The 23,690-nt window shown below is 68.7% G+C and carries 21 protein-coding genes; 12 read left to right on the top strand and 9 right to left on the bottom strand.

Annotated elements, in window-relative coordinates:
* Nucleotides 1–7 precede the first annotated feature (7 nt).
* Complete coding sequence (gene glnA, locus HNQ73_RS15290; RefSeq protein WP_183335964.1) at nucleotides 8–1,417, top strand: type I glutamate--ammonia ligase; 1,410 nt, start codon at nucleotides 8–10, stop codon at nucleotides 1,415–1,417.
* 339 nt (nucleotides 1,418–1,756) lie between these two features.
* On the opposite strand, the gene HNQ73_RS15285 is transcribed toward glnA, so the two are convergent.
* From HNQ73_RS15285 to HNQ73_RS15265, 5 genes are all read right to left on the bottom strand, one after another.
* Entirely contained in the window at nucleotides 1,757–2,827 is a 1,071-nt protein-coding gene (locus HNQ73_RS15285) for a BMP family ABC transporter substrate-binding protein (RefSeq protein WP_183335780.1), read from the bottom strand.
* A gap of 107 nt (nucleotides 2,828–2,934) precedes the next feature.
* Complete coding sequence (locus tag HNQ73_RS15280; RefSeq protein WP_183335778.1) at nucleotides 2,935–3,852, bottom strand: ABC transporter permease; 918 nt, start codon at nucleotides 3,850–3,852, stop codon at nucleotides 2,935–2,937.
* On the bottom strand, nucleotides 3,849–4,943 hold the full coding sequence (locus HNQ73_RS15275; RefSeq protein ID WP_183335776.1) for an ABC transporter permease: 1,095 nt from the start codon (nucleotides 4,941–4,943) through the stop codon (nucleotides 3,849–3,851). Before HNQ73_RS15275 ends, HNQ73_RS15280 begins: the two co-directional genes overlap by 4 nt.
* A complete protein-coding gene (locus HNQ73_RS15270; protein ID WP_183335962.1) occupies nucleotides 4,933–6,441 on the bottom strand; it encodes an ABC transporter ATP-binding protein in 1,509 nt (502 codons plus the stop codon). Before HNQ73_RS15270 ends, HNQ73_RS15275 begins: the two co-directional genes overlap by 11 nt.
* Before the next feature lie 118 nt (nucleotides 6,442–6,559).
* Nucleotides 6,560–7,531 (bottom strand): quinone oxidoreductase family protein, encoded by a 972-nt coding sequence (locus HNQ73_RS15265; protein ID WP_183335774.1) that lies wholly within the window; start codon nucleotides 7,529–7,531, stop codon nucleotides 6,560–6,562.
* Nucleotides 7,532–7,647: 116 nt separating this feature from the next.
* Between HNQ73_RS15265 and HNQ73_RS15260 the strand changes: the two genes are divergently transcribed.
* Entirely contained in the window at nucleotides 7,648–9,381 is a 1,734-nt protein-coding gene (locus HNQ73_RS15260) for a SulP family inorganic anion transporter (protein WP_210305314.1), read from the top strand.
* A gap of 1 nt (nucleotide 9,382) precedes the next feature.
* Here HNQ73_RS15260 and HNQ73_RS15255 read toward each other — a convergent pair whose 3' ends face one another.
* A complete protein-coding gene (locus HNQ73_RS15255; protein ID WP_183335772.1) occupies nucleotides 9,383–10,123 on the bottom strand; it encodes a TerC family protein in 741 nt (246 codons plus the stop codon).
* Between the two features lie 172 nt (nucleotides 10,124–10,295).
* Here HNQ73_RS15255 and HNQ73_RS15250 point away from each other — a divergent pair, with 172 nt between their 5' ends.
* Complete coding sequence (locus HNQ73_RS15250; protein ID WP_183335770.1) at nucleotides 10,296–11,534, top strand: UbiH/UbiF family hydroxylase; 1,239 nt, start codon at nucleotides 10,296–10,298, stop codon at nucleotides 11,532–11,534.
* On the opposite strand, the gene HNQ73_RS15245 is transcribed toward HNQ73_RS15250, so the two are convergent.
* Together HNQ73_RS15245 and HNQ73_RS15240 are read right to left on the bottom strand one after the other, a co-directional pair.
* The gene (locus tag HNQ73_RS15245; RefSeq protein ID WP_183335768.1) at nucleotides 11,526–12,635 is read right to left on the bottom strand and encodes a CaiB/BaiF CoA transferase family protein; all 1,110 of its coding nucleotides are present in this window, start codon (nucleotides 12,633–12,635) and stop codon (nucleotides 11,526–11,528) included. The two genes, HNQ73_RS15250 and HNQ73_RS15245, sit on opposite strands and share 9 nt — an antisense overlap.
* Before the next feature lie 9 nt (nucleotides 12,636–12,644).
* Nucleotides 12,645–13,619, bottom strand: a complete 975-nt coding sequence (locus HNQ73_RS15240) for an AEC family transporter (protein ID WP_183335766.1) — start codon at nucleotides 13,617–13,619, stop codon at nucleotides 12,645–12,647.
* Between the two features lie 279 nt (nucleotides 13,620–13,898).
* Here HNQ73_RS15240 and HNQ73_RS15235 point away from each other — a divergent pair, with 279 nt between their 5' ends.
* Together HNQ73_RS15235 and hspQ are read left to right on the top strand one after the other, a co-directional pair.
* Nucleotides 13,899–14,942 (top strand): HpcH/HpaI aldolase/citrate lyase family protein, encoded by a 1,044-nt coding sequence (locus HNQ73_RS15235; RefSeq protein WP_183335764.1) that lies wholly within the window; start codon nucleotides 13,899–13,901, stop codon nucleotides 14,940–14,942.
* Nucleotides 14,943–15,036: 94 nt separating this feature from the next.
* Nucleotides 15,037–15,366 carry a heat shock protein HspQ gene (hspQ, locus tag HNQ73_RS15230; protein WP_183335762.1) on the top strand — a complete coding sequence of 110 codons (330 nt, stop codon included), beginning with the start codon at nucleotides 15,037–15,039 and terminating at the stop codon, nucleotides 15,364–15,366.
* A gap of 84 nt (nucleotides 15,367–15,450) precedes the next feature.
* On the opposite strand, the gene HNQ73_RS15225 is transcribed toward hspQ, so the two are convergent.
* The gene (locus HNQ73_RS15225; protein ID WP_183335754.1) at nucleotides 15,451–16,188 is read right to left on the bottom strand and encodes an invasion associated locus B family protein; all 738 of its coding nucleotides are present in this window, start codon (nucleotides 16,186–16,188) and stop codon (nucleotides 15,451–15,453) included.
* A gap of 308 nt (nucleotides 16,189–16,496) precedes the next feature.
* On the opposite strand from HNQ73_RS15225, the gene HNQ73_RS15220 reads away from it, so the two are divergent.
* The 7 genes from HNQ73_RS15220 to HNQ73_RS15190 all read left to right on the top strand — a co-directional run bounded on the left by HNQ73_RS15220 (nucleotide 16,497) and on the right by HNQ73_RS15190 (nucleotide 23,685).
* The gene (locus HNQ73_RS15220) at nucleotides 16,497–17,792 is read left to right on the top strand and encodes an AMP-binding protein (protein WP_183335752.1); all 1,296 of its coding nucleotides are present in this window, start codon (nucleotides 16,497–16,499) and stop codon (nucleotides 17,790–17,792) included.
* A gap of 11 nt (nucleotides 17,793–17,803) precedes the next feature.
* Nucleotides 17,804–18,451: a DsbA family oxidoreductase gene (locus HNQ73_RS15215; RefSeq protein ID WP_183335749.1), complete on the top strand. Its 648-nt coding sequence runs from the start codon at nucleotides 17,804–17,806 to the stop codon at nucleotides 18,449–18,451.
* 6 nt (nucleotides 18,452–18,457) lie between these two features.
* Nucleotides 18,458–19,945 (top strand): xylulokinase, encoded by a 1,488-nt coding sequence (locus tag HNQ73_RS15210; RefSeq protein ID WP_183335747.1) that lies wholly within the window; start codon nucleotides 18,458–18,460, stop codon nucleotides 19,943–19,945.
* A gap of 197 nt (nucleotides 19,946–20,142) precedes the next feature.
* Nucleotides 20,143–21,084, top strand: coding sequence for an ABC transporter permease (locus HNQ73_RS15205; RefSeq protein ID WP_183335746.1), 942 nt, complete (start codon nucleotides 20,143–20,145; stop codon nucleotides 21,082–21,084).
* Between the two features lie 55 nt (nucleotides 21,085–21,139).
* Nucleotides 21,140–22,084, top strand: a complete 945-nt coding sequence (locus HNQ73_RS15200; protein ID WP_183335744.1) for a sugar ABC transporter substrate-binding protein — start codon at nucleotides 21,140–21,142, stop codon at nucleotides 22,082–22,084.
* 62 nt (nucleotides 22,085–22,146) lie between these two features.
* Nucleotides 22,147–22,893, top strand: coding sequence for an ATP-binding cassette domain-containing protein (locus HNQ73_RS15195; RefSeq protein WP_183335742.1), 747 nt, complete (start codon nucleotides 22,147–22,149; stop codon nucleotides 22,891–22,893).
* A 132-nt stretch (nucleotides 22,894–23,025) separates the two neighbouring features.
* Complete coding sequence (locus HNQ73_RS15190) at nucleotides 23,026–23,685, top strand: GntR family transcriptional regulator (protein ID WP_276513682.1); 660 nt, start codon at nucleotides 23,026–23,028, stop codon at nucleotides 23,683–23,685.
* The last annotated feature ends 5 nt before the right edge of the window (nucleotides 23,686–23,690 follow it).

Raw genomic sequence — 23,690 nt, 5'->3', positions numbered from 1 at the left:
GATAATGATGAAGAGCGCTAAGGACGTGCTCAAGCTGATCAAGGATGAAGACATCAAGTATGTCGACCTCCGCTTTACCGATCCGCGTGGCAAGTGGCAGCACGTCACCTTCGATGTGTCGATGATCGACGAAGATTTCTTCGCCGAAGGCACGATGTTCGACGGCTCTTCGATCGCGGGCTGGAAGGCCATCAACGAGTCCGACATGCTGCTGATGCCGGATCCGTCCACGGCCACCGTCGATCCCTTCTTCTCGGCCGCGACGCTCTCCATCGTCTGCGACGTTCTCGAGCCCACGACGGGCGAAGCCTACAACCGCGACCCGCGCGGCATCGCCAAGAAGGCCGAAGCGTTCCTGCAGTCGACCGGCATCGGCGACACCATCTACGTCGGCCCCGAGGCCGAGTTCTTCGTCTTCGATGACGTCAAGTTCTCCGCCACCCCCTACAACACGGGCTTCAAGCTCGATGCCGCCGAGCTGCCGATCAACGGCGACACCGAGTACGAGGGCGGCAATCTCGGCCACCGCATCCCGACCAAGGGCGGCTACTTCCCGGTCCCGCCGCTGGACTCCGGACAGGACATGCGCGGTGAGATGCTCGCGGCCATGGCGTCCATGGGCGTCAAGGGCGAGAAGCACCACCACGAGGTCGCCTCGGCGCAGCACGAGCTCGGCATGAAGTTCGACACGCTGACGCGCATGGCCGACCAGATGCAGATCTACAAGTACTGCATCCACAACGTCGCCCAGAGCTACGGCAAGACGGCCACCTTCATGCCGAAGCCCGTCTATGGCGACAACGGCTCGGGCATGCACGTGCACCAGTCGATCTGGAAGGGCGGCAAGCCGCTTTTCGCCGGCAACAAGTATGCTGACCTCAGCCAGGAGTGCCTGTGGTACATCGGCGGCATCATCAAGCACGCCAAGGCCATCAACGCCTTCACGAACCCCTCGACCAACTCCTACAAGCGTCTGGTCCCGGGCTTCGAGGCGCCGGTGCTGCTCGCCTATTCGTCGCGCAACCGCTCGGCCTCCTGCCGCATTCCGTGGACGAACTCGCCCAAGGCCAAGCGCGTCGAGGTGCGCTTCCCCGACCCGACCGCGAACCCCTACCTCGGCTTCGCGGCCCTGCTCATGGCCGGCCTCGACGGCATCCTGAACAAGATCGATCCCGGCGCGGCCATGGACAAGGATCTCTACGACCTGCCGCCGCGTGAGCTGAAGAAGATTCCGACCGTATCGGCCAGCCTGCGCGAGGCCCTGCAGGCCCTCGACAAGGACCGCGCCTTCCTGAAGGCCGGCGGCGTCTTCAACGACGACTTCATCGACGCCTACATCGAGCTCAAGATGCAGGAGGTGATCCGCTTCGAGCACACCCCGCATCCGGTCGAGTTCGAGATGTACTACTCGGTCTGATGTCCGCAGGCGGCGCTCGCCGCCGCGTCTTTCGGGAAGCAGCAGCCGGGGCTTTCGGGCCCCGGCTGTTCTTTTTTCTTTTTGCCCCGGCAAGGCGCGCGGCCCCGTCCCCTTTGCCACGGCTCCGCGAGGCCGCATCCGCCGACCTGACGGCGGGAAAGGTCCATGCGGCAGCCTGGGTACCGGACGCCCGGCAAGGCGCCTCGGCGCGCCGGCCGCCGCGTTCGACCGCTTGCCGGCCGCCGCTCCGGGCGGCGGTAAAGGCGATGACGCTGCTCCAAAAACAAGACGGCCGGCGCCACCGCGCCGGCCGTTCGTCGTGCAAACAGCTGGTTCCGCTTACTGCGGCAGCTTGTCCTCGATGCCCTTGACGTAGAAGTTCATGCCGAGGATCTGCTCGTCGGACAGCGCCGTGCCGCCGCCGCACTCCACCTCGGTGCCGTCCTGCTTGAAGACGGGGCACTTGAAGGGGTTGAGCTTGCCGGAGCGGATGGCCTCCTCCGTCTCCTCTGCCATCTTCTTCACGTCGTCCGGCATGTTGGTGTAGGGCGCCATCTTCACCATGCCGGAGTCAAGGCCGCCCCAGACGTCCTGGGACTTCCAGGTGCCGTCGAGCACGGCCTTGGTGCGCTGAACGTAATAGTCGCCCCAGTTGTCGACGATGGCGGTGAGCTGCGTCTTGGGCGCGAACCGGATCATGTCAGACGCCTGGCCGAAGCCGTAGAGGCCGCGCGCCTCGGCCGCCTGCAGGGGCGCCGGGCTGTCGGTGTGCTGCGCCAGCACGTCGACGCCCTGGTCGAGCAGCGCCTTGGCCGCATCAGCCTCCTTGCCCGGATCGTACCAGGAGTTGGCCCAGACAATCTTGATCTTGATGTCCGGCCGCACCGACTGCGCACCGAGGAAATAGGCGTTGATGCCGGCGACGACCTCGGGGATCGGATAGGCGCCTACATAGCCGATGACGCCGGTCTTCGACATCTTGGCCGCGATCTGGCCGATAATATAGCGGCCTTCGTGGAACTTGGCCGCGTAGGTGGAGACGTTGTCGGCGCGCTTGATGCCCGTGGCGTGCTCGAACTTCACATCCGGATACTTCTTCGCCACTTTCAGCGTCGGCTCCATGTAGCCGAACGAGGTGGTGAAGATGAGCTTGTGGCCGGTGCGGGCGAGCTGCTCGATGGCGCGCTCGGAATCGGCCTCCGGCACGCTCTCTACGTAGGTCGTCTCGACCTTGTCACCGAGCTGCTCCTCGATGGCCTTGCGGCCGACATCGTGCTGGTAGCTCCAGCCATGGTCGCCGACCGGCCCGACATAGATGAAGCCGACCTTGAGCTTGTCCTGTGCGCTCGCGGAGCTGGCGACCGCCGCCAGTGCCGCCGTGGCCAGAAGATGGGTGAGTAAACGCTTCATCGCGGGTCCCTGTCATTCGATGGGGGCTGTTATTCTTTCCGCCCCGCGGGACGCCGCCCCCTGCGACGTCCCCTCGCCGGCACGGCGGGACGGACGAACTTAGCAGGCTACCGGTCCGGCACAAAAGGCATGCCGAGCGAGCCCGGCGCTCCCGTGTCGCGTCGCCGGCCCAGCGAGAGCACAACGAGCGCGACGATCGTCGCGACATACGGCAGGGCCGACAGCGCCTGGGCGGGGATGCCGATCGCCGCCGCCTGGGCGTGGAGCTGCAGCACCGTCGCCGCGCCGAAGAGATAGGCGCCGAAGAAGGCCCAGCCCGGCCGCCAGGCGGCGAAGACCACGAGCGCTACGGCGATCCAGCCGCGGCCGGAGGTCATGCCCGGCGACCAGAAGCGGGTGTAGACGAGCGAGAGATAGGCTCCTGCCAGCCCGGCACAGGCCCCGCCGAAGAGGATCGCGAGCAGGCGCACGCGCAGCACCGGCAGGCCAAGGGAATGGGCCGAGGCCTGGTTCTCGCCCACGGCGCGCAGGAGCAGCCCCTTGCGCGTGCGGAAAAGGAACCAGCCCACGCCGAGGCACAGCAGCAACGACGCGTAGACGAAGGCGTCCTGGCCGAAGAACAGGCGCCCGACGAGCGGCAGGTCGGTGAGACCCGGAATGTTGAGATGGGCGACGGGATCACGCCGGGCGCCAATGAAGGGCGCACCGATGAGGCCGGAGAGCCCGAGACCGAGGATGGTCAGCGCCAGGCCGGAGGCCACCTGGTTGGCGGCGAGTCCGAGCACGATGAAGGCGAAGAGCGCCGAGGTCGCCACGCCGGCCAGGATGCCGCAGAGGACGCCGGCAAGGGTCGAATCGAACAGGATCGCCCCCGCGAAGCCGCAGGCGGCGCCCATCGCCATCATGCCCTCGACGCCGAGGTTGAGAACGCCGGACCGCTCCGTGACGAGTTCCCCGAGCGCCGCAATGAGCAGCGGCGTCGATGCCGTGACGACGGTAAGGAGGATGGCCTCGACGATCGTCATGCCGCCCTCCCGGCCGCCTGTGCCGGCGCCCCGCGGACGAGCCGCACACGATAGGTGACGAGCGCATCGGCCGCGAGCACGCAGAAGAGCAGGATGCCCTGAAAGGTGCGGGTGAGATCAAACGGCAGGCGCAGCGTGATCTGCGCCGCCTCGCCGCCGATGAAGGTCAGCGCCATGACGAGGCCCGCGAGCAGGATTCCGAAGGGATTGAGACGCCCGAGGAAGGCCACGATGATCGCCGTGAAGCCGTAGCCCGGTGAGATCGACGGCTTGAGCTGGCCGATCTGCCCGGCAACCTCGACAATGCCGGCAAGTCCGGCGAGGCCGCCAGAGATGGCAAAGACGATGAAGGTCGTGCGCCGCTCGCTGAACCCGGAAAAGCGAGCGGCACGAGGCGCTTCGCCCGTGACCCTGAGCCGGTATCCGAAGATGGTGTGACCCATCACCACGAAGGCGACGACGACGGCGACCACCGCCATGAGGACACCGATGTGCAGGCGCCCGCCATCGGCCAGAAAGGGCAGCGTCGCTGCGTCATCGAAGGTGACGGACTGGGGGAAGTTGAAGCCCTTGGGGTCGCGCCACGGCCCACGCACCAGATAGTCGAGGATGAGCTCTGCGACGTAGACCAGCATGAGGCTCGTCAGGATCTCGCTCACGCCGAAGCGTGCGCGCAGGAAGGCGGGCACGCTCGCCCAGGCGATGCCGCCGAGCGTGCCGAGCGCCAGCATGACCGGCAGCACCCACGCCCCTGCGTCCGTGCCGTGCGTGGCGAGTGCGACGGTGCTGCCGCAGATGGCGCCGACGATGAACTGGCCCTCGGCGCCGATGTTCCACAGGTTGGCGCGGAAGCAGAAGGACAGGCCGATGGCGATGAGCACGAGCGGCGTCGCCTTCACCACCATCTCCTGCAGCGCCCACGGGTCGGACAGGGGCTGGAGAACGTAGACGTCGAGGGCGGCGAGCGGCGAGCGGCCCATGGCCGCGACGACGATTCCGCCAAGCAGGAAGGCGGCGGCAAGCGCCAGCACGGGCGCCAGAAGCCGCGCGACGGCGGAAGGCGCCTGGCGTTGCTGCAGCTCAATGCGCATGAACGGTCCCCTTCGATGCAGCAGCGCCGGTCATGAGCAGGCCGACCGCCTCCCGGGTGAGGTCGCCGGTCGGTTTCGGCGTGCTCAGCTCGCCCGCATGGATGACGGCGATGCGATCGGCCATCTCGAACAGCTCGTCGAGATCCTGGCTGATGACGAGCACCGCGCTGCCCTGGCGGGCGAGGTTCACCAGCGCCTGGCGGATGAGCGCCGCCGCGCCCGCATCGACGCCCCACGTGGGCTGGTTGACGACGAGCACGCCCGGTTCGCGCAGGATCTCGCGGCCGACGACGAACTTCTGCAGGTTGCCGCCGGAGAGCGTGCGCGCGCGCGGATCCGTGCCTTCCTTGCGCACGTCGAAGGTCTCGATGATGCGCTGGGCCAGCGCACGGGTCGCGTCGGCGAGCACGAAGCCGCGCGAGACGAGGCCGCCGGTGCCATGGCGGGAGAGCAGCGTGTTCTCCGCCAGGCGGTGGTCCGGCACGGCGCCGTGGCCGAGCCGCTCCTCCGGCACGAAGGCGGCCCCGAGCCGGCGCCGCTCCGTGACGCCGAGATGTCCGACAGGCCGGCCATCAATCTCCACGGCCTCCGGCGCCCCGGCAAGACGCTCGCCGGAGAGGGCGGCGAAAAGCTCACCCTGGCCGTTGCCGGCAACCCCGGCGATGCCGAGCACCTCGCCGCCCCGCACAGTCAGGTGAATTTCCCGCAGCGTCTGGCCGTGCGCCTCCTCCGGCGGCAGTGAGAGGCCGCGCACGACGAGCCGCGGCGCCCCTTCCGCGGCGCCGCGCAGGGCGACCACGTCGTGCAGCGCGGTGCCAACCATGAGGCCCGCGATCTCGCGGGCGCTGACGGCGCGCGGATCGATGGTGGCGACCACACGCCCGGCACGCAGGATGGTGGCCGAGGAGCACAGCCGCCGCACCTCCTCGAGACGATGGGAGATGTAGAGGATGGCGCAGCCGCTCGCCGCCAGCCGCTCCAGCGTCACAAACAGCCGCTCGGCCTCCTGCGGCGTCAGCACCGAGGTCGGCTCGTCGAGGACGATGAGCTGCGGGTCCTGCAGGAGGCAGCGGATGATCTCGATGCGCTGGCGCTCGCCGGCCGAAAGCGTCCACACGGGTCGGTCGAGGTCGACCGGCAGGCCGTACTGGCCGGAAACCTCCCGCGCCTTCGCGGCGACCTCGGCCAGCGACATCTCCGGCGGCATGGCGGCGGCAATGTTTTCCGCCACCGTGAGGTTCTCGAACAGGGAGAAGTGCTGGAAGACCATGCCGATGCCGAGCGCGCGGGCAGCCTGCGGCCCGGAAAGGCGCACGGGCTCGCCGCGCCAGCGGATCTCCCCCTCCGTCGGCTCCAGCAGGCCGTAGAGGATCTTGACGAGGGTCGACTTGCCGGCGCCGTTCTCGCCGAGCAGGGCATGAATCTCGCCGGCGCGGATGGCGAGGTCGATATGGTCGTTGGCCACCAGCGAGCCGAAGACCTTCGTGATGCCGTGCATGGCGATGAGCGGCGGCTCTTCCGCTCTCGCCTCCGCTGCTGCGTTCAACTCCGTCACGCCGCCCTGCCCCGTGTCTTGCCCCGCCTGCCGAGGCAGGAACCGTGCCAATGATCCGCCGTCAGGGAAGCAGCACCGTTGCCCCGGTCGTCTGCCGCCCCTCGAGGCGGCGATGCGCCTCCGCCGCCTCGGAAAGCGGCAGACGGGCATGGATCGGGATCTTGACGGCGCCGCTCTCGACCACGTGGAAGAGGTCGTTGCTCATCTCGACCACATCCTCGTGCGTCGCCAGATGCGAGAACAGCGTCGGCCGCGTCGCGAAGAGCGAACCCTTCTGGGACAGCAGCAGGATGTTGAAATCGTCGATGGGGCCCGAGGCGTTGCCGAAGCTGACGAAATAGCCGAAGCGCCGCAGGCAGTCGAGCGAGCCGGGGAAGGTCGCCTTGCCGACACCGTCGTAGACGACGTGGCAGCCCTCGCCGCCGGTGATCTCCTTCACCCGCGCGACGAAATCCTCCTTGCGGTAGTCGATGACATGGTCGCAGCCATTCTGCCGCGCAAGCTCAGCCTTCTCCGGCGAGCCGACCGTGCCGATGACGGTGGCGCCGAGATGCTTCGCCCACTGGCAGAGGATGAGGCCGACGCCGCCCGCCGCCGCATGGACGAGGATGGTATGGCCAGCCTCGACGCGGAAGGTGCGGCGCAGCAGGTATTGCGCCGTCAGCCCCTTCAGCATCATGGCCGCGCCGGTCTCGAAATCGATGGAACCCGGCAGGTGCACCAGGAACTGCGCCGGCACGATTCGCTCCTCGGCATAGGAGCCGAGCGTTGCCGCATAGGCCACCCGGTCACCGGGGGCGAAATCGCCGACGCCCTCGCCGACCGCGACCACCTCGCCCGCCCCCTCGTTGCCGGGGATGAACGGCAGCGCCGGCGGCTTGTAGACCCCGGTGCGGAAGTAGACGTCAATGAAGTTGAGGCCGATCGCCATGTTGCGCACCCGGACCTCTCCCGGCCCGGGCTGACCGATGTCGACGTCCTCATAGGCGAGCACCTCGGGCCCGCCGTGGCGGTGAATGCGAATTGCTTTCACGGGCTTCGTCCCTCTCGTTGCATTGCATGTTAGATATGCAATGCCGTCGTAGGCAATGCGGCTCCCGGCTTATATACTACAAATACAGCTTGTAATTTGTGTCAGGGCAAAACCCCATGCTTCAGCAGGCAAAAACCGAGCCTGGACCGTCTTCGCGACCGTCTCCCAGCCTGCGAGAACTGTTCACGCCCAAACTGGTCACGGTGCTGCGCGAGGGCTACGGCCTGCCGCAGCTCAGGGCCGACGCGCTGGCGGGTCTGACGGTCGCCATCGTCGCCCTGCCCCTGTCGATGGCCATCGCCATCGCCTGCGGGGTGAGCCCGGACAAGGGCCTTGCCACCGCCATCGTCGGCGGCTTCCTCATCTCCGCCCTCGGCGGCAGCCGCTTCCAGATCGGCGGGCCGGCCGGTGCCTTCATCGTCCTCGTGGCGGCGACCATCGAGCGTCACGGCTATGACGGCTTCCTGCTCGCGACGATGATCGCCGGCCTTGTGCTCGTCCTCATCGGGTTCCTCAGACTCGGGACCTATATCAAGTACATTCCGCATCCGGTCACGGTGGGCTTCAGCGCCGGCATCGCCGTCATCATCATGGCGAGCCAGTTCAAGGAGCTCCTCGGCCTGACGCTGTCCGGGCCCGAGCCGGCCGCCCTGCTGCCCAAGATCGCAGCGCTGTGGGAGGCGCGCGACACCGCCAACGGGGCGACCATCGCGCTCGCCCTCGTCTCGATCGGCCTCATCGTTCTCATCCGCCGCATCGACGCGCGGTTGCCGGCCTTCCTCATTGTCGTGGCGGCCACCACGCTCGCCGCCTGGGCCTTCGGCCTGCCGGTGGAGACCATCGGCTCGCGCTTCGGCGAGGTGCCGCGTGGGCTGCCGGCACCGAGCCTGCCGGACATGACACTCGACAAGGTCATCGCGGTCCTGCCGGACGCGCTGGCCATCGCCCTCCTCGGCGGCATCGAGTCGCTGCTGTCGGCCGTCGTTGCCGACGGCATGACGGGGCGCCGCCACCGCTCCAACTGCGAGCTCGTGGCGCAAGGCGTCGCCAACATCGCCTCCCCGCTCTTCGGCGGCCTCACCGCGACGGGCACCATCGCCCGCACCGCCACCAACGTGCGCGCCGGGGCCGTCGGCCCCGTCTCCGGCATGCTGCACGCGGTGTTCCTGCTCGTGTTCATGATCGTCGCGGCACCTCTGGCCGCCTATGTGCCGCTGGCCGCGCTCGGCGCCGTGCTCGCCGTCGTCGCCTGGAACATGGCCGAGCGGCATGCCTTTGCCTCCATCCTCACCCGCTCGCGCGGCGAGGCGGTGGTGCTGCTCGCCACGTTCCTGCTGACCATCTTCCGCGACCTGACGGAGGGCATCGTGGTCGGCGTCGTCATCGGCAGCTTCCTCTTCATGCACCGCATGGGCGAGCTGGTCGCCGTGGAGCGGCATGCCTCGCTCGGCATGGACGACGAGGCCGACGCACCCGCCGGCGCGCGGGAAGCTTATGACACGGAGCGCGTCGCCAACCCGGACGTCGTCGTCTACAGCATTGCCGGCCCGCTCTTCTTCGGCGCGGCGGGCAACGTCGGCGCCGTTCTGGAGCGCATCGGCAGCCGCCCCAAGGCGCTGGTGCTGGACCTCTCCAAGGTGCCCTTCGCCGATTCCACGGCCGCCCGAACGCTGCTGTCGATCGCGCACGAGACGACGCGGCGCGGCGCCCAGCTCTACATCACCGGTGCAAGCCCGGCCGTCCGGCGGGTGTTGACCCACGAGGGGCTCAAGGTGCCGCTGGTGCGCTATGCGGCCAACGTCGCCGCTGCGCGTGATGCGGCGAGCCGGGCGCTCGCCACAGCCGCCTGATTCAGGCCTCGCCCCTCTCCTCGGAGCGCCTGCGCCGCCTGCGGCCAGCCACGACGTTGATGGCCTCGACCGCGGCGGCGAAGGCCATGGCCGAGTAGATGTAGCCGCGCGGGATGTGGATGTCCCCGCCCTCGGCCACAAGCGACACGCCGATGAGGATAAGGAAGGACAGCGCCAGCATCTTCGTCGTCGGATGATGGGAAATGAAGCGGCTGACAGGGCCGGAGGCCGCATACATCACCGCCATGGCGATGATCACGGCGATGATCATGATCGACACGTCCTGCGCCATGCCGATGGCCGTGACGATGGAATCGACCGAGAAGACGAGGTCGATGACGGTGATCTGCGCCACGGCGGCCGTGAAGGCGCCCGGCGCCGCGCCGCGCAGCTCGCTCTCGTCCGGCCCCTCCATCTCGTCGTGGATCTCGTGCGTTGCCTTGCCGATGAGGAAGATACCGCCGGCGATGAGGATGATGTCGCGCCAGGAGAACCCGTTTCCGAGGATCGTGAAGACCGGCTCCGTCATGCGCATGATGGCGGTGAGCGCAAAGAGCAGCGCGACGCGGAACACGAGCGCGAGCAGGAGCCCGATGCGCCGGGCCCGCTCTGCCTGGTCGCTCGGCAGCTTCGAGACCAGGACGGAAATGAACACGACGTTGTCGATGCCGAGCACGATCTCCATGGCCGAGAGCGTCACGAGCGCCGCCCAGCCGGCGGGATTGGCCACCCATTCGAACATGCGCCGGAACTCCGTCTGAATCGCGATTGTCGGGCAGCAGAGCATGGCCCGGAACCTGCGACAATCCAATGGCGCCGACCTGCGGCAGCCCGGCCTCTGGCATCGGCGCCCGCCTTGCGGTAGCCCAAGGGGCGATGGGCGGCGCAGCGCGCAGCGAAGCTGGAGGTGTGCGATGACGAAGCGGAATGCACCGGTGGCGGATGCCGAGGTCATCGTCGTGGGCGCCGGGCCGGCCGGCCTTGCCCTCGCCATCGCGCTGGCACAGGAGGGCGTGCGCACCGTGCTCCTCGGCGAGGTGCGCACGGCGCGCGACGGCCGCACGGTGGCGCTGTTCGACCCCTCCATCCGCCTGCTCGACGCCATCGGCGCCTGGCACGGCCTGCAGATGCAGGCGGCGCCGCTGGTGCACATGCGCCTCGTCGATGCGACGGACAACCTCTTCCGCCCGCCGCCGGTGACCTTCAATGCCGGCGAGATCGGCCTCGACGCCTTCGGCTACAACATCGAGAACGCAACGCTCGTCAGCGCCCTCTCTGCCCTCGCCGACAGGACCGCGAAGCTGGTCCGCGTGGCGGCCTCGGCCACTGCTTTCTCGGCGGGCCACGACCTCGCCGAGGTCAGTCTGGATGACGGCAGCATCCTCAGGGCCCCGCTCGTCGTGGCCGCTGACGGCCGCAACTCGCGCATGCGGGCCGACGCCGGCATCGAAACGCGCGAATGGTCCTATCCGCAGACGGCGGTGACGGCGATCCTCTCGCACAGCCGCGACCACCGCGACACGTCGACGGAGTTCCACACCCGCTCGGGCCCCTTCACGCTGGTGCCGCTGCTAGGGCTGCGCTCCAGCCTCGTGTGGGTGTGCAGCCCGCACGAGGCCGAGAGGCTGGCGGCGCTCGACGACGAGAGCTTCGCGCTCGCCGTCGAACGGCAGGCGCGCTCCATGCTGGGGCGCATGCGCCTTGAGGGCGGGCGCGGCAGCGTGCCCATGAGCGGTCTTGCGGTCTCGCGCTTCACGGGCAACCGCATCGCCGTCGCTGGCGAAGCGGCCCACGTCTTTCCACCCATCGGTGCGCAGGGCCTCAACCTCGGCATACGCGACGTTGCCAACCTGCGCGATGCCGTGATCGATGCGCGCACGCGCGGCCTCGACATCGGCAGCCCCGAGGCGCTCGCGCCCTACGAGCGCGGACGGCGGCTCGACGTGCGCATGCGAACGAGAAGCGTCGACGCGCTGAACCGGACGCTGCTTGCTCACTTCCTCCCTGCTGACCTTCTGCGCGGGGCGGGGCTCATCGCCCTCGACCTCATCGGGCCGCTGCGCCGCTTCGTCATGCGCGAGGGGCTCGCCCCGCACGTGCGGCTGCCGCGGCTGATGTCCCGCACCGGGGCGGCCGATCCGCTGCTATTGTGACAGCGGCTTGAGCGCCGGCACCGGGCGCGGCTCATCGCGGGCGCGGCGAAGCTGCGGGTCGATGGGCACGGCGGCAAGCGGAATGACGCGGCCGTCCGGCGTCCGCGCGGCCGCTGCCATCAGCCCGCGCGCGGCAAAGTGCGGGTCGCGCACCGCCTCGTCGAGGCTCGCCACCACCGTGCAGCAGCAGTCGAGCGGCGCAAGGCGCCGGTGCCACTCGTCCGCGTCGCGTGCAGCGATGCGCTCGGCGATGGCGGCACGCGTCGCCGCCGGATCGCGTCCGTCGTCCCGCCGTTCGTCCGGCAGATCAAGCGCGCTGCAGAACGTCTCCCAAAACTTCTCCTCCAGCGCCCCCACTGCGAGGAAACGCCCGTCGCGCGTGGCGTAGAGACCATAGCGCGGCGATCCGCCGGCAAGGAAATTCTCCCCCGCGCCCGGAAAACGGCCTGTGGCATGACCCTGGGCGAGGCCGTACCAGGCGAAGGTGAACATCGCATCGCTCATGGCGATGTCGAGGTGCATGCCCTCTCCCGTCGCGTCGCGCCGGCGCAGGGCGAGGAGGATGTTGAGCACGGCTGGCAGCGAGCCCCCGCCGATGTCGGCCGCCAGCATGGGCGGCACCGTCGGGCTCGCCGCGGTGCCGGGGCTGAGCGACAGCAACCCGGAGACGGCGGCATAGTTGAGGTCGTGGCCTGCCTCCTGCGCGCGTGGCCCCGCCTGCCCGAAGCCGGTGATGGAGCAGTAGATGATGCGCGGGTTGATGGCCCGCACCGCGTCGTAGCCAAGGCCCAGCTTCGCCATGACGCCCGGGCGGAACTGCTCGACGAGGATGTCGGCGCGCTCGATGAGGGGGCGCAGGGCCGCCCGCTGGTCCGGATCCTTCAGGTCGAGCGCGATGCTGCGCTTGCCTGCGTTGAGGACGGCAAAGGGCGCCGAGGTCTCGCCGAGCCGCGGCGGGAAATGCCGCATGTCGTCCCCCTGCGGCTTCTCAACCTTGATCACCTCCGCCCCCGCCTCGGCAAGCATCAGCGTCGCCAACGGCCCGGGCAGCAGCGTGGAGAAATCGAGGACCACCAGGCCCTCGAGCGGCAGATGCGCCATGGAACCTCCTCACGACGGAAACAGGTCGTGAGGCATCCTGCCCGTCTTGATGAGCCAGAGAAAGCCCGTCAGCGTCACCATCGAGACGACGGTGCCGACGAGGATCGCCGCCGAGGCGCGCTCCATGCCGATGCGATACTGCGTCGACAGCACGAAGATGTTGAGGGCGGGCGGCAGCGCCGCCATCAGCACCGCGGCATAGACCCAGACGGGGTCGAAATCGCCAATGGCCGAAAGCACCACCCAGACCAGCAGCGGATGGACCACGAGCTTGACGAAGACGTGGAACGGCACTTCGAGCGGCAGACGCCCGAGCGGCCGCAGGGCCACCGTCACCCCGAGGATGAAGAGCGCGCAGGGCGCAGCCGCCGCCGCGAGCCATGCCACCATCCGCTCGGCAAATTCGGGCAGCGTGATGCGGAAATAGCTCGCCGCGACGCCGACGGCAGTGGCGATGTTGAACGGATGCGTCGCCACCCGCCAGACGACGGCGCGCGCCGTCTCGGCAAAGCTGCGCCTGTCGGCGCCGCCGATCGTCATCAGGAATGGCACCAGCGTGAAGAGCAGGATGTTGTCGAAGACGAAGATCAGCGCCACCGGCGCGCTTGCCCCGTTGCCGAGGGCGGCAAGCACCAGCGGTGGCCCCATGTAGCCGATGTTGGAGTAGGCCCCGGCGAGGCCGCGCAGCGTCGCCTGCGAGACGTCGCCGTGCGTCGTCGCCATCCCGGTCGAGAACGAGATGGCGAAGGCGCTGAAAGTGCATAGCGTCGTCGCCGCGATGAAGGGCCAGTTGGCGAGCTCCCCGGTCGGCGTGTTGATGATGAGCCGGTAGAAGAGCGGCGGCAGCGCAACGTAGATGAGGAAGAACTGCATCCACGCGAGCCCGCCCTCGGGGATGGGGACCCGCTTGCCGCAGAAGAAGCCGAGCGCGATGAGCCCGAAGAACGGCGCAACGAGATTGATAAGCGCGGCAAGGTCCGTCATCGAGAGCTCCCGGCGGCAGGCATGGGCCGCCTGAACGGCAAGGGATAGCGCGCGGAGCCGCCAGCACAACCGCCGCAGGCGCAGGGGCCCCATGCAAGGCCCCCATGCAAGCCCCCCAATGCAACCGCCTCCTTGCGCGCCTTCCTGCCCGGCAGGACGGCGGGCGAGCGGTCGCCCCGCGCCGTCCATTCGCCGTCCGGACAATGGACGACGCGGTGCAACTCGTGTCTATTGCGCTGCAGCAAACGCCGGAACCGGCGACCCAAGGGTGGAGACGACATGAAACTGCCGCGCAACTTCTATCGCCCGTTGGCGCTGGGCGCCCCCGAGCCCTACCGGGAGCTGCCCACGAGGCTCGAGCGGATGATCCACTTCATCCCGCCCCACATCGCGAAAGTTCGCGCCAAGGTGCCGGAGATCGTGCGTGAGGTGGACGTGTTGCTCGGCAACCTCGAGGACGCGATCCCCGCCGATGCCAAGGAAGCGGCGCGCGCCGGCTTCATCGAGATGGTGCAGTCCATCGATTTCGGCTCGACGGGCCTGTGGGTGCGCATCAACGCCCTCAACAGTCCCTGGATGCTCGATGACGTCCTGTCCATCGTTGCAGCCGTCGGCCACAAGCTCGACGTGGTGATGCTGCCGAAGGTGGAGGGCCCGTGGGACATCCACTACCTCGACCAGCTGCTCGCCCAGCTCGAGGCGCGTCATTGCATCGGCCGCCCCATCCTTATCCATGCCATTCTGGAGACGGCGGAAGGCGTCAAGAACGTCAACGACATCGCCGCCGCCTCCCCGCGCCTGCACGGCATGAGCCTCGGCCCGGCGGACCTCGCCGCCTCTCGCGGCATGAAGACGACCCGCGTCGGCGGCGGCCATCCCGACTACCGGGTGCTCGCGGACCGCGGTGCCGAGGGCACCGTGCGGGCCAGCGCCCAGCAGGATCCCTGGCACTACACCATCGCGCGCATGGTGGACGCCTGCCAGGCTAACGGCATCAAGGCGTTCTACGGACCCTTCGGCGACTTCGCCGACGAGGAAGCCTGCGAGAGCCAGTTCCGCAACGCCTTCCTGCTCGGCTGTGCCGGGGCATGGACCCTGCACCCCTCGCAGATCGCCATCGCCAAGCGCGTGTTCAGCCCGGACGAAAAGGAGGTCGCCTTCGCCAGGCGCATCCTGGAGGCGATGCCGGACGGCACGGGCGCCGTGATGATCGACGGCAAGATGCAGGACGACGCCACCTGGAAGCAGGCCAAGGTGATCGTCGATCTCGCGCGGGCGGTGGCAGCGAAGGACCCCGACCGCCGGGCACTCTACGACCTTTGACGCGGCCTTGCTGCAGAAGGTCAGCCGATACCGCGCCGCGTTGACGGCCCCCGCCCCCCTCTATATGTGCTGGAGGGACGAGACAGAAGGCATCATGAAGACACGTTCAGCAAAGTTCGGCATCGGCCAGGTCGTGCGGCATCGGATCTATCCATTCCGGGGCGTCGTCTTCGACGTCGACCCCTCCTTCGACAACACCGAGGAATGGTGGCTCGCCATTCCGGAGGGGCAGCGCCCGGCCAAGGACCAGCCATTCTATCACCTGCTCGCCGAGAACGACGAGACGGAATACATCGCCTACGTCTCGGAGCAGAACCTGGAGCCGGACTTCTCGCAGGAGCCGATCCGCCACCCGCAGGTGGAGGAGATCTTCGAACGCACGGCCGAGGGCCGCTACCGGATGCGCCACGGCTTCGACCATTAGGGGGCGCTCCTCCCGGCAGCGACGGAACCAAACGAAAAGGCGCCGGCAGGACCGGCGCCTTCTTTATGTCTGGGGCAGCTGCCCTTACTGGGCCGGCTTTTGACCATTGGCCGGGGCGGCGGCTCCGTTGGCACCGGAGGCGCCCTGCTGCTGCTCAAGGCGCTTGCGCAGCTCCTCGGAGCGCTTCTGCAGCTCTTCCTGCAGCTTACGCTGCTGCTCCTCGAGCACCTTCGGGTCGATCGGCGGGCCGTCGTAGGCCTTGGTGAAGCCCGTGAGCGGGATGGCGAAGGTCACCTCGTTCGCCATCTGGTTCTGCACGCTGACGTTGAGCGTGTTGCCCTTCTTGAGCTGGGTGATGAAGTCGTCCTTCACCTGCGCCTCGGCGAAGCAGCCGTTCGGGAAGCAGATGGCGTACTGGCCCGGCGTCGGCTGGTTCTGGTCTACGGTGAAGCGGACACCCGGACGCAGGAGCAGGCCGAGCGGCATCAGGAAGCGCACGATGCGCGTCGGATCGCCCTTGACCTCATAGACCGCGACCGCGAGGACCGGCTGGCCCTGGTCGGACACGAAATCGCGCGTGGTGTAGCAGACTTCCTTGTTGGCCGCCTGGTCCCGGCCGCAGACCTTCGTCCATTCGGTCTGCGACGGCTCTGGCTTGACCTGCACGATCGTCGGCCCCTGCGGCTGCTGAGGCTGCTGCGGCGCCGGCTGCTGCTGCTGTGCATGGGCAAGACCCGGCAGGAGGCCAGTCGCTGCGGCTGCGACCACCGCAACCATCGCGAGCGGCGTGCGCTTCGCCGCGTTGTTCGTCATGAGGCCCATTAGAATTCCTCTTTCACGGTTCGACGGGCGCGGCGCCCGTTGGACTGGCTCGGTGGCGGACAATCCTCCGCAGCGGCCGGCGAACGACCATCACGCGAGGAGACGCTGCATTCCGCGCCCAATGAGGCGATTGAATGACACGACTCGCGCACTCCTTTATCGTGTTCCGTTGCCGGGCGCCAGCGGGGTCAAGGGCCCGCTGCGTTTGCAAAGCGTGACACGACACTGGCCGGTGACCTTTCGTTGGTAACCATCGGCCAAGATGCGCATGATGGAACGCGCGATTCGTAAAAGGGAAACAAGGCTGAGTGACGGCAACACGCAGTGAAGCGCAGGAGCAAGTGGCCGCCCTCGACGACGAGATCTGGGCGCGCCTTAGCCTGACTCGCCTGCTGAGCGGTTCTGCCCGCCGCTCGCCGGAGCGGTTGGCGTTCGCCTCGCTGCCCTCCGCCGAGCCGGTCACGACCCTGCTCGGTGCGGAGATGAGCCTTGCGGCGGCGGACAGGATGTCCGCCCGCCTCGCGGCCGTGCTGGGCAACGTGCGGCTCGACCCCAAGGCCGCTGTCGGCATTCTGATGCCCTCCGGGCCGGAAGCCTGCATCGCCATTCTCGCCACGATAAGGGCAGGCTTCTGCCCAACGCTGCTGCCGCTGGGCTGGGACGCGCCGGCTCTCGCGCTGGCCTGCGAGAAGGCGGGCGTGCAGGCCCTGCTCACCATCGGCCGGCTCGCCGGCATGCGACCCGCCGACATGGCGCGGCACATTGCGGCGCGCTATTTCGGCCTGCGCTTCATCGCCGCATTCGGCGACAAGGTGCCGGACGGGGTCGTCGCGCTCGACGAGGTGCTGGCGGAGACGCCCGATCCGATGCCCGCCCCCGCCGCGTCATCTCCCGGCGTGATCACCTTCAGCGGCTCCGACCGGGCCACGCCCCTCCTGCGCAGTGAGGCCTCGCTGGTCGCCAGCGCCCTGCCCTTCGTGCAGGCTGCCAAGCTGGGGGCGGGGCAGCAGATCATCTCGCTCCTGGCGCCGGACGATCTTGCCGGCCTTGCCTGCGGCCTGGCCGCCGGCCTCATCAGCGGTGCTCCGCTGACCATGCAGGCGTTGTTCGACAGCCGTCCGCTCGCCGACCGGCTGATCGGCGACCCGCAGGCGCTGCTCGTCGCCCCGGCCTGGCTGGAGCAGCCGTTGGCCGCCAGCGGCCTGCTGCGCGACCGGCGCCGCCGTGTCGTCTTCGTCCACCAGGTGCCGTTCCGCGCGGAAGCGGCCGCCCAGCCGGGCGAGGCCCATGTGGTCGACGTGCTCGACATCGGCGAGTTCGCGCTGCTGTGCGCGGCACGCGGCGGCAACGGCCAGCCCGCACTCATGCTCGGCCCGCAGCCGGGACCTGTGATGAACGGCCAGCCGCTGCTCGACACCCGCCGCGGCATCGGCGGCCACCTCGAGGTGCGCGGCGGCGCTGCCGAGATCGCCCCGGTCGGCCGGTTCGAGCGGCCGGACGGCACAATCCTCGCCGACGGATGGCGGCGTCTGCCCTTCCTGGTCGACAGCGTCGACGCCCGCATCCTCGCCATCTCGGAAGCAGCCGCGCCGCCGGCCGCCTGAAAGGACAAGCCATGGCCGAGCCATCAGCCAGCCTCGTCATCGATGTCGTCTCGGACGTGGTCTGCCCCTGGTGCTTCATCGGCAAGCGGCGGCTCGCCGCCGCGCTGGCGCAACGTCCCGACGTTGCGGTCACCGTCAACTGGCGCCCCTTCCAGCTCGATCCCACCATCCCGCGCGGCGGCATCGACCGGAAGGAGTATCTGAGGCGCAAGTTCGGCGATGACCAGCGTATCGCCGCCCTGCACGACCACATCCGCGCTGCCGCCGCGGACACGGGCATCGCTTTCCGCTTCGAGGCCATCGAACGCTCCCCCAACACGCTTGATGCGCACCGGCTGATCCGCTGGGCGCACCCGCTCGGCGTGCAGGACGCGGTGGTGGAGCGCCTGTTCGCCGACTATTTCCTCAACGGCCGCGACATCGGTGCCCCCGCCGTCCTCGCCGAGGCGGCGGCCAGCGCGGGCCTTGACCCCGCCGAGGTTGCCGCACGGCTCGCGACGGACGAGGACGAGGAGGCCGTGCGCGAGGAGATCGGCACAGCCACGCGCCTTGGCATCTCCGGGGTGCCGTTCTTCATCTTCGACGGGCGCTATGGTGTGTCCGGCGCCCAGGCCCCGGAGACGCTCGTCGAGGTCATCGACAGGACGCTCGAGAGCTGAGCGGCGATGACGCTCGTCCTCGCCTGCGACATCGGCGGCTCGCATTTCCGCGTCGGCCTCGTCGATGAGGAGGGTAACGTGCCTCACGACGTGACCCTTGCCTCGCCCGCCGAGGGCGACGACGGCTCCATCGCGCCCGAAACCTGGTGGGATCGCTTCACCGACGCCGCCGAGCAACTGGCACGCGCAGCGCCCGACGCCTTCGCCGGGGCGGCGGCGGTAGCCGTCTGCGGCGTCACGCGCACGCAGGTCTTCCTCGATGCGGCCGGGACGCCCGTCCATCCCGCCATCACCTTCCGGGATGCGCGCGCGGCCGAGATCGCGGAGGAGCTGCGTGCGCGGCTCGACCCCGTCCATCCCGAGGCGGCGCATGTCAACGCCTTCCACCCGCTCGCCCGGCTCGCGTGGCTGAAGCGCCATGCGCCGGCCGCCTATGGCCGCCTGGCGTGGGTGGTCGATCCCAAGGACTTCATCAATGCGCGCCTGACCGGCGTCGTGGCGAGCGACAGCGTCTCGGCCGGGCGCCTGGCGGCTTGCGCCGCAAGCGCGGAGGCGGGAAGCCTCTTCGCGGCGGCGGGCGTCAGCGAGGCGGTGCTGCCGCCCCTGCTGGCGCCGGGGGCGACGGTCGGCATCGTCGGCGCGACATTGGGCGGGGCGCTCGCCCGCCTCGCGGGCCGGCCCGTCGTCTGCGGCTCGCACGACACCTGGGCTGCGGTCGTCGGCCTCGGCGCCATGCGGCCGGGCTTCGCCTACAATATCTCCGGCACCACAGAGGTGCTCGGCCTGATGAGCCCGGCAGACGCGACGGCCGATGGGCTCCTGACGATCGACTGGGGCGGCGGCCTCAACCAGATCGGCGGCCCCGGCCAGAACGGCGCCGACACGGCACGGTGGCTGGCCGAGCTGCTCACGCGCTGGCGCGGCGAGCCCGTCGATGTGCCGGCCACCTTCGAAACCTTGCTGGCCCAGCCGCGGGACAGGGCTCCGGTGCTCTTTCTGCCCCTCCTGCAGGGCGAGCGGACGCCGTACTGGAACCCGTCCATGCGCGGCGCCTTCCTGGGCCTCAACCGCCGCCACGGGGCGGGCGACCTCGCTTGGGCGCTGCTCGAGGGCATCGCACTGCTCAACCGTGACGTCCTGACCCGCGCTGAAACCGCAGCCGGCATCGCCTGCAGCGAGATCCGCTTTGGCGGCGGCGCGGCAGCCAATCGCCTGTGGGCGCAGGTGAAGGCGGACGTGTGCGACCGCCCGGTGGTCGTCGGCACGGCGGGCGAGCCCGGCCTTGTCGGTGCCGCCGCCCTCGCCCAAGTCGCCGCAGGCACCTTTGCCAGCCTCGAGGCCGCGCAGGCGCGCATGGCGCGGCCTGACCGCCGCTATCTGCCGCGGGCTGACCGGCGCCCGTTCTACGATGCGCTCTTCGGACAGTTTCGCCGCGCCGTCGCCGAGCTCGCCCCGCTGTCGGCCGATCTCGCTCATCTGGAGACGCCGATCTGATGCCGGCCACTCCACAGAACATGCACGCGATGGGTGCAATTCGTGCCCTTTCCGCTTGCGGGGCACCACCAGTCTGTTAACGATGCCAGCACCGTCAGCCGCACTGCCCGCCGAAACGCTGCCCGCAGAATGTCTCCCGCCTCCGCGTCTCTTCCCCGTCGCCCCTCCGTCGGCACGATCCGCGCGAACGACCGCTGATGCGTTCCTTCCTCGAAACCTACGGAACCGCCGTCGCCGGGCTCGCGCTGGCCCTGTTCTTTGTCGTCTTCGCGCCGAACTTCGCGGCTCCGAACAACCTCCTCAACGTGCTCAAGGAGACGAGCTTCCTCGCGATCCTCGCCATCGGGTTCACGCTGGCGCTGATCACGTCGGAGCTCGACCTGTCAGTGGCGGAGGTGGCGAGCCTTGCCGCGGTGGTCACGGGCGCGCTCATCCAGGCGGGACAGTCCCCGCTCCTGGCCGTCGCGGCGGGGCTCGTCGTTGCGCTGGGCGCCGGGCTGTTCAACGGCATAGCGGTCACGCGGCTCAAGGTGCCGTCCCTCATCGCGACGCTCGGCACGGCGGCGATCGCCAAGGGCTTCGCCTTCATGATCACGCAGGGCGTGGCCTTCGTCGGGCGCTGGCCGACGCAGTTCACGGGCATCGCGCGCGGCAGCCTGTTCGGCATCCCCAACCTCGTCCTCTGGCTCGCCATCGTCGCGGGTGCTGCACTGTTCCTCGTCAAATGCACGCGCACGGGCGTGCACATGACGGCCACCGGCGAGGCCGACGAGGCAGCGCGGCTCGCCGGCATCGCCACGGGGCGCATGAAACGCCTCGGCCTCACCCTTTCCGGGCTTCTCGCCGGCGTCACGGCCGTGCTGCTCACGGCCAGCCTGTCCTCTGCCGCGCCGAACATGGCGGGCGACTATTTCCTCTATGCGATCGCCGCGGTTCTCCTCGGCATGACCATGTTCGAGCCGGGCCGGGCCAACGTGCCGGGCACGCTGGTGGCCGCACTGACACTCAAGGTGCTGGGCAACGGCCTCGTCCTCATGGGCGCCGCCTACTACGTGCAGGACATCGTGCTCGGGCTCATCATCATCATTTCGGTTGCACTGTCTGCCACGGCGCTGAAAAAAGCAGCGTTTAAGCTGTAGGGACCAAGGCGCCAGTTTTACTGATCGAGGATCGACCGGGGCCGGGAGAGGGAAAATGAAGAAGAAATCGCTCATCGCCGCAGCCGCAGGCGCACTGCTGGCACTGTCAGCCAATGCCGCCATGGCCTTCGAGCTCGGCATCGTGGCCTTCCAGATGTCGTCGGAGACGCATGCGCGCGTCGCCAACGCGGCGGCCGAGGCTGCCAAGCAGAAGGGCTGGAACGTCACGCTGCTCAATTCCGAGGGCGCGCTACCGAAGCATGCCGAGCAGATCGACGCGCTGATCGCGCGCAAGGTCGACGCCATCGTGATCGCCATGGGCAAGCCGGTGGAAGCCGATGCACAGCTCGAGGCGGCGAAAAAGGCGGGCATCCCCGTCATCACCGTGATGGCCGGCACGAGCCCGCACACGCTGATGGACGTGCAGGTGAACGAGTACAAGGTCGGCGCCGACGCGGCGCTCTACCTGCTCGGCCAGCTCGGCTACCGCGGCAACATCATCACCCAGCGCTTCGAGGGCAACGTCGGCACGCGCATCCGCGGCAAGGTGCTCGATGTCGTCCTGTCCGAGAACACCGCGGTGCAGGAGATCGGCAAGCACAGCATGGCCCGCACCCAGAGCTGGCGCGACGACGTGCGCAACGGCATGCAGGCGCTGCTGCTGAAGCACCAGGGCCAGATCAACGGCATCTGGGCCTCCTTCGACGGCCAGGCCTACATCATCGACGACCTGCTGCAGGCGCAGGGCCTCAAGAAGGGCGAGATCGTGCTCGTCTCCATCGACGGCGGGCCGGAGACCTACCGCCGCATCGCCGACCCGCAGAGCATGCTGATGGCGACAGTTGCCATCCCCTTCGAGGGCATGGGCCGCGCCGCCGTCGAGGCCATCGACACCATCGTCGTCAAGAAGCAGCCGAAGGAGACCGTCACGGCGGGCCCCTACCTCTTCACCGACGCGACGCTCGTCGACGCGTCGAACGTCAAGGAATTCCTCAAGTAAGCCGGCATGCCGGCGTGCGCGGCCGGCGATCCCGGCCGCGCCCAACATCAACGACGAGAACCATGGCGCCCGTCCTTTCCCTGCGCGGCATCGAGAAGTCCTACGGCGCGGTCGCTGCGCTCAAGGGCATCGACCTCGACATCGAGCGGGGCGAAGTGCTCGCCCTCTGCGGCGACAACGGCGCCGGCAAGTCATCGCTCGTGCGCATCATCTCCGGCGCGCAGGAGCCGTCCGCCGGCACCATCCTGCTCGACGGGGAGCCGGTGAGCTTCCGCTCGCCGCAGGATGCGCTGGCCAAGGGCATCGCCACCATCTACCAGGATCTGGCCCTCGCCCCCCGCCTGTCGATCGTCCAGAACGTCTTCATGGGCGCGGAGCTGACGCGCCCGCTGCTGCCCTTCCTTCACGTCCTTGACAAGCGGCGGATGGAGGAACGCGCCAGGGGCTATCTCAGCCGCCTGTCCGTCGCCGTCGAGGACATGCACCGGCCGGTCGAGCGCCTGTCCGGCGGCCAGCGCCAGGCGGTCGCCATCTCGCGTGCGCTGCACTGGAATGCCCAGGTCGTCATCATGGACGAGCCGACGGCCGCCCTCGGCGTCAAGGAGACGGCGCTGGTGCTGGACCTCATCCGCAAGCTGCACGCCGAAGGTCGCACCGTCGTGCTCATCAGCCACAACATGGCCGATGTCACCGCCGTGGCGACGCGTGTCGCCATCCTCAAGAGCGGTCGCAAGGTCATCGACCGGCCTGTGGCCGGGCTCGACGCCGACAGCCTCGCCCACATGGTCATGACCGGCAAGGAAATCTGATATACGAGACCGACACCATCATGCATGCTTTGAGGCATTTTTGGCCGCAATCCGGCAGAGACTGACGCGCCGGCCCTGATACCGGATGGTATCTGAACCGCCATTGAGCCTTGACAGCTGAATGGTGAATCTATGCAGGCCAATGAGTTAAGTCCGATCGCTGAGGCCGATTCCAGCCTTTCGAGCCTGGCACATCGCGCCATTTCGCAGATGATCTACCAGCGCCAGCTCAAGGGGGGTGAGATCATCGTCGAGGCCCGCATCGCGGACATGTTGGGCATTTCGCGCACACCGCTCAGGGAGGCGCTCCAGCGCCTCGAGGGCGAGGGCCTCGTCGCCAAGACCTCCAACCGTTCCTTCGTCGTCCGACAGGTCGACCTCATCGAATATCTGCAGAGCCTGAAGGTGCTCGAGTTCCTGGAACCGGAGGCCGCCGCCCTCGCCGTCGGGCGCGTGCATCCGGGGGCGCTGCGTTCCCTCCGCGCGGAGATCGAAAACGCGAAAGCGGAGCACAAGATCCCGCCCGAAACGATGATGCAGATCGAAGAGGCCGTGCAGGCACTCTACACCGACCACTGCGGCAATGCCGCGCTGAGGCAGACGATTCGCTCGCTTCGCCTGACGACGCGCCTTTTCGGCGAACTGCGCTGGAGCAGCCGGAAGGAGAAATCCCTTGCCGACCTCCTTGCCATCGTCGAGGCTTTCGAGGCCGAGGACGTCAAGCGCGTGCGTCGTGCAGTGCAGCAGCACCTCAAGGCCCGGCACCGCTGCGCCCTGTCGCTGATGAGCTGAGGCAG

It is taken from the genome of Chelatococcus composti (assembly GCF_014201415.1).
Taxonomy (GTDB): Bacteria; Pseudomonadota; Alphaproteobacteria; order Rhizobiales; family Beijerinckiaceae; genus Chelatococcus_A; species Chelatococcus_A composti.
The sequence above is the reverse complement of the archived record's forward strand: the minus strand, read 5'-3'. Positions and strand labels throughout refer to the sequence as shown.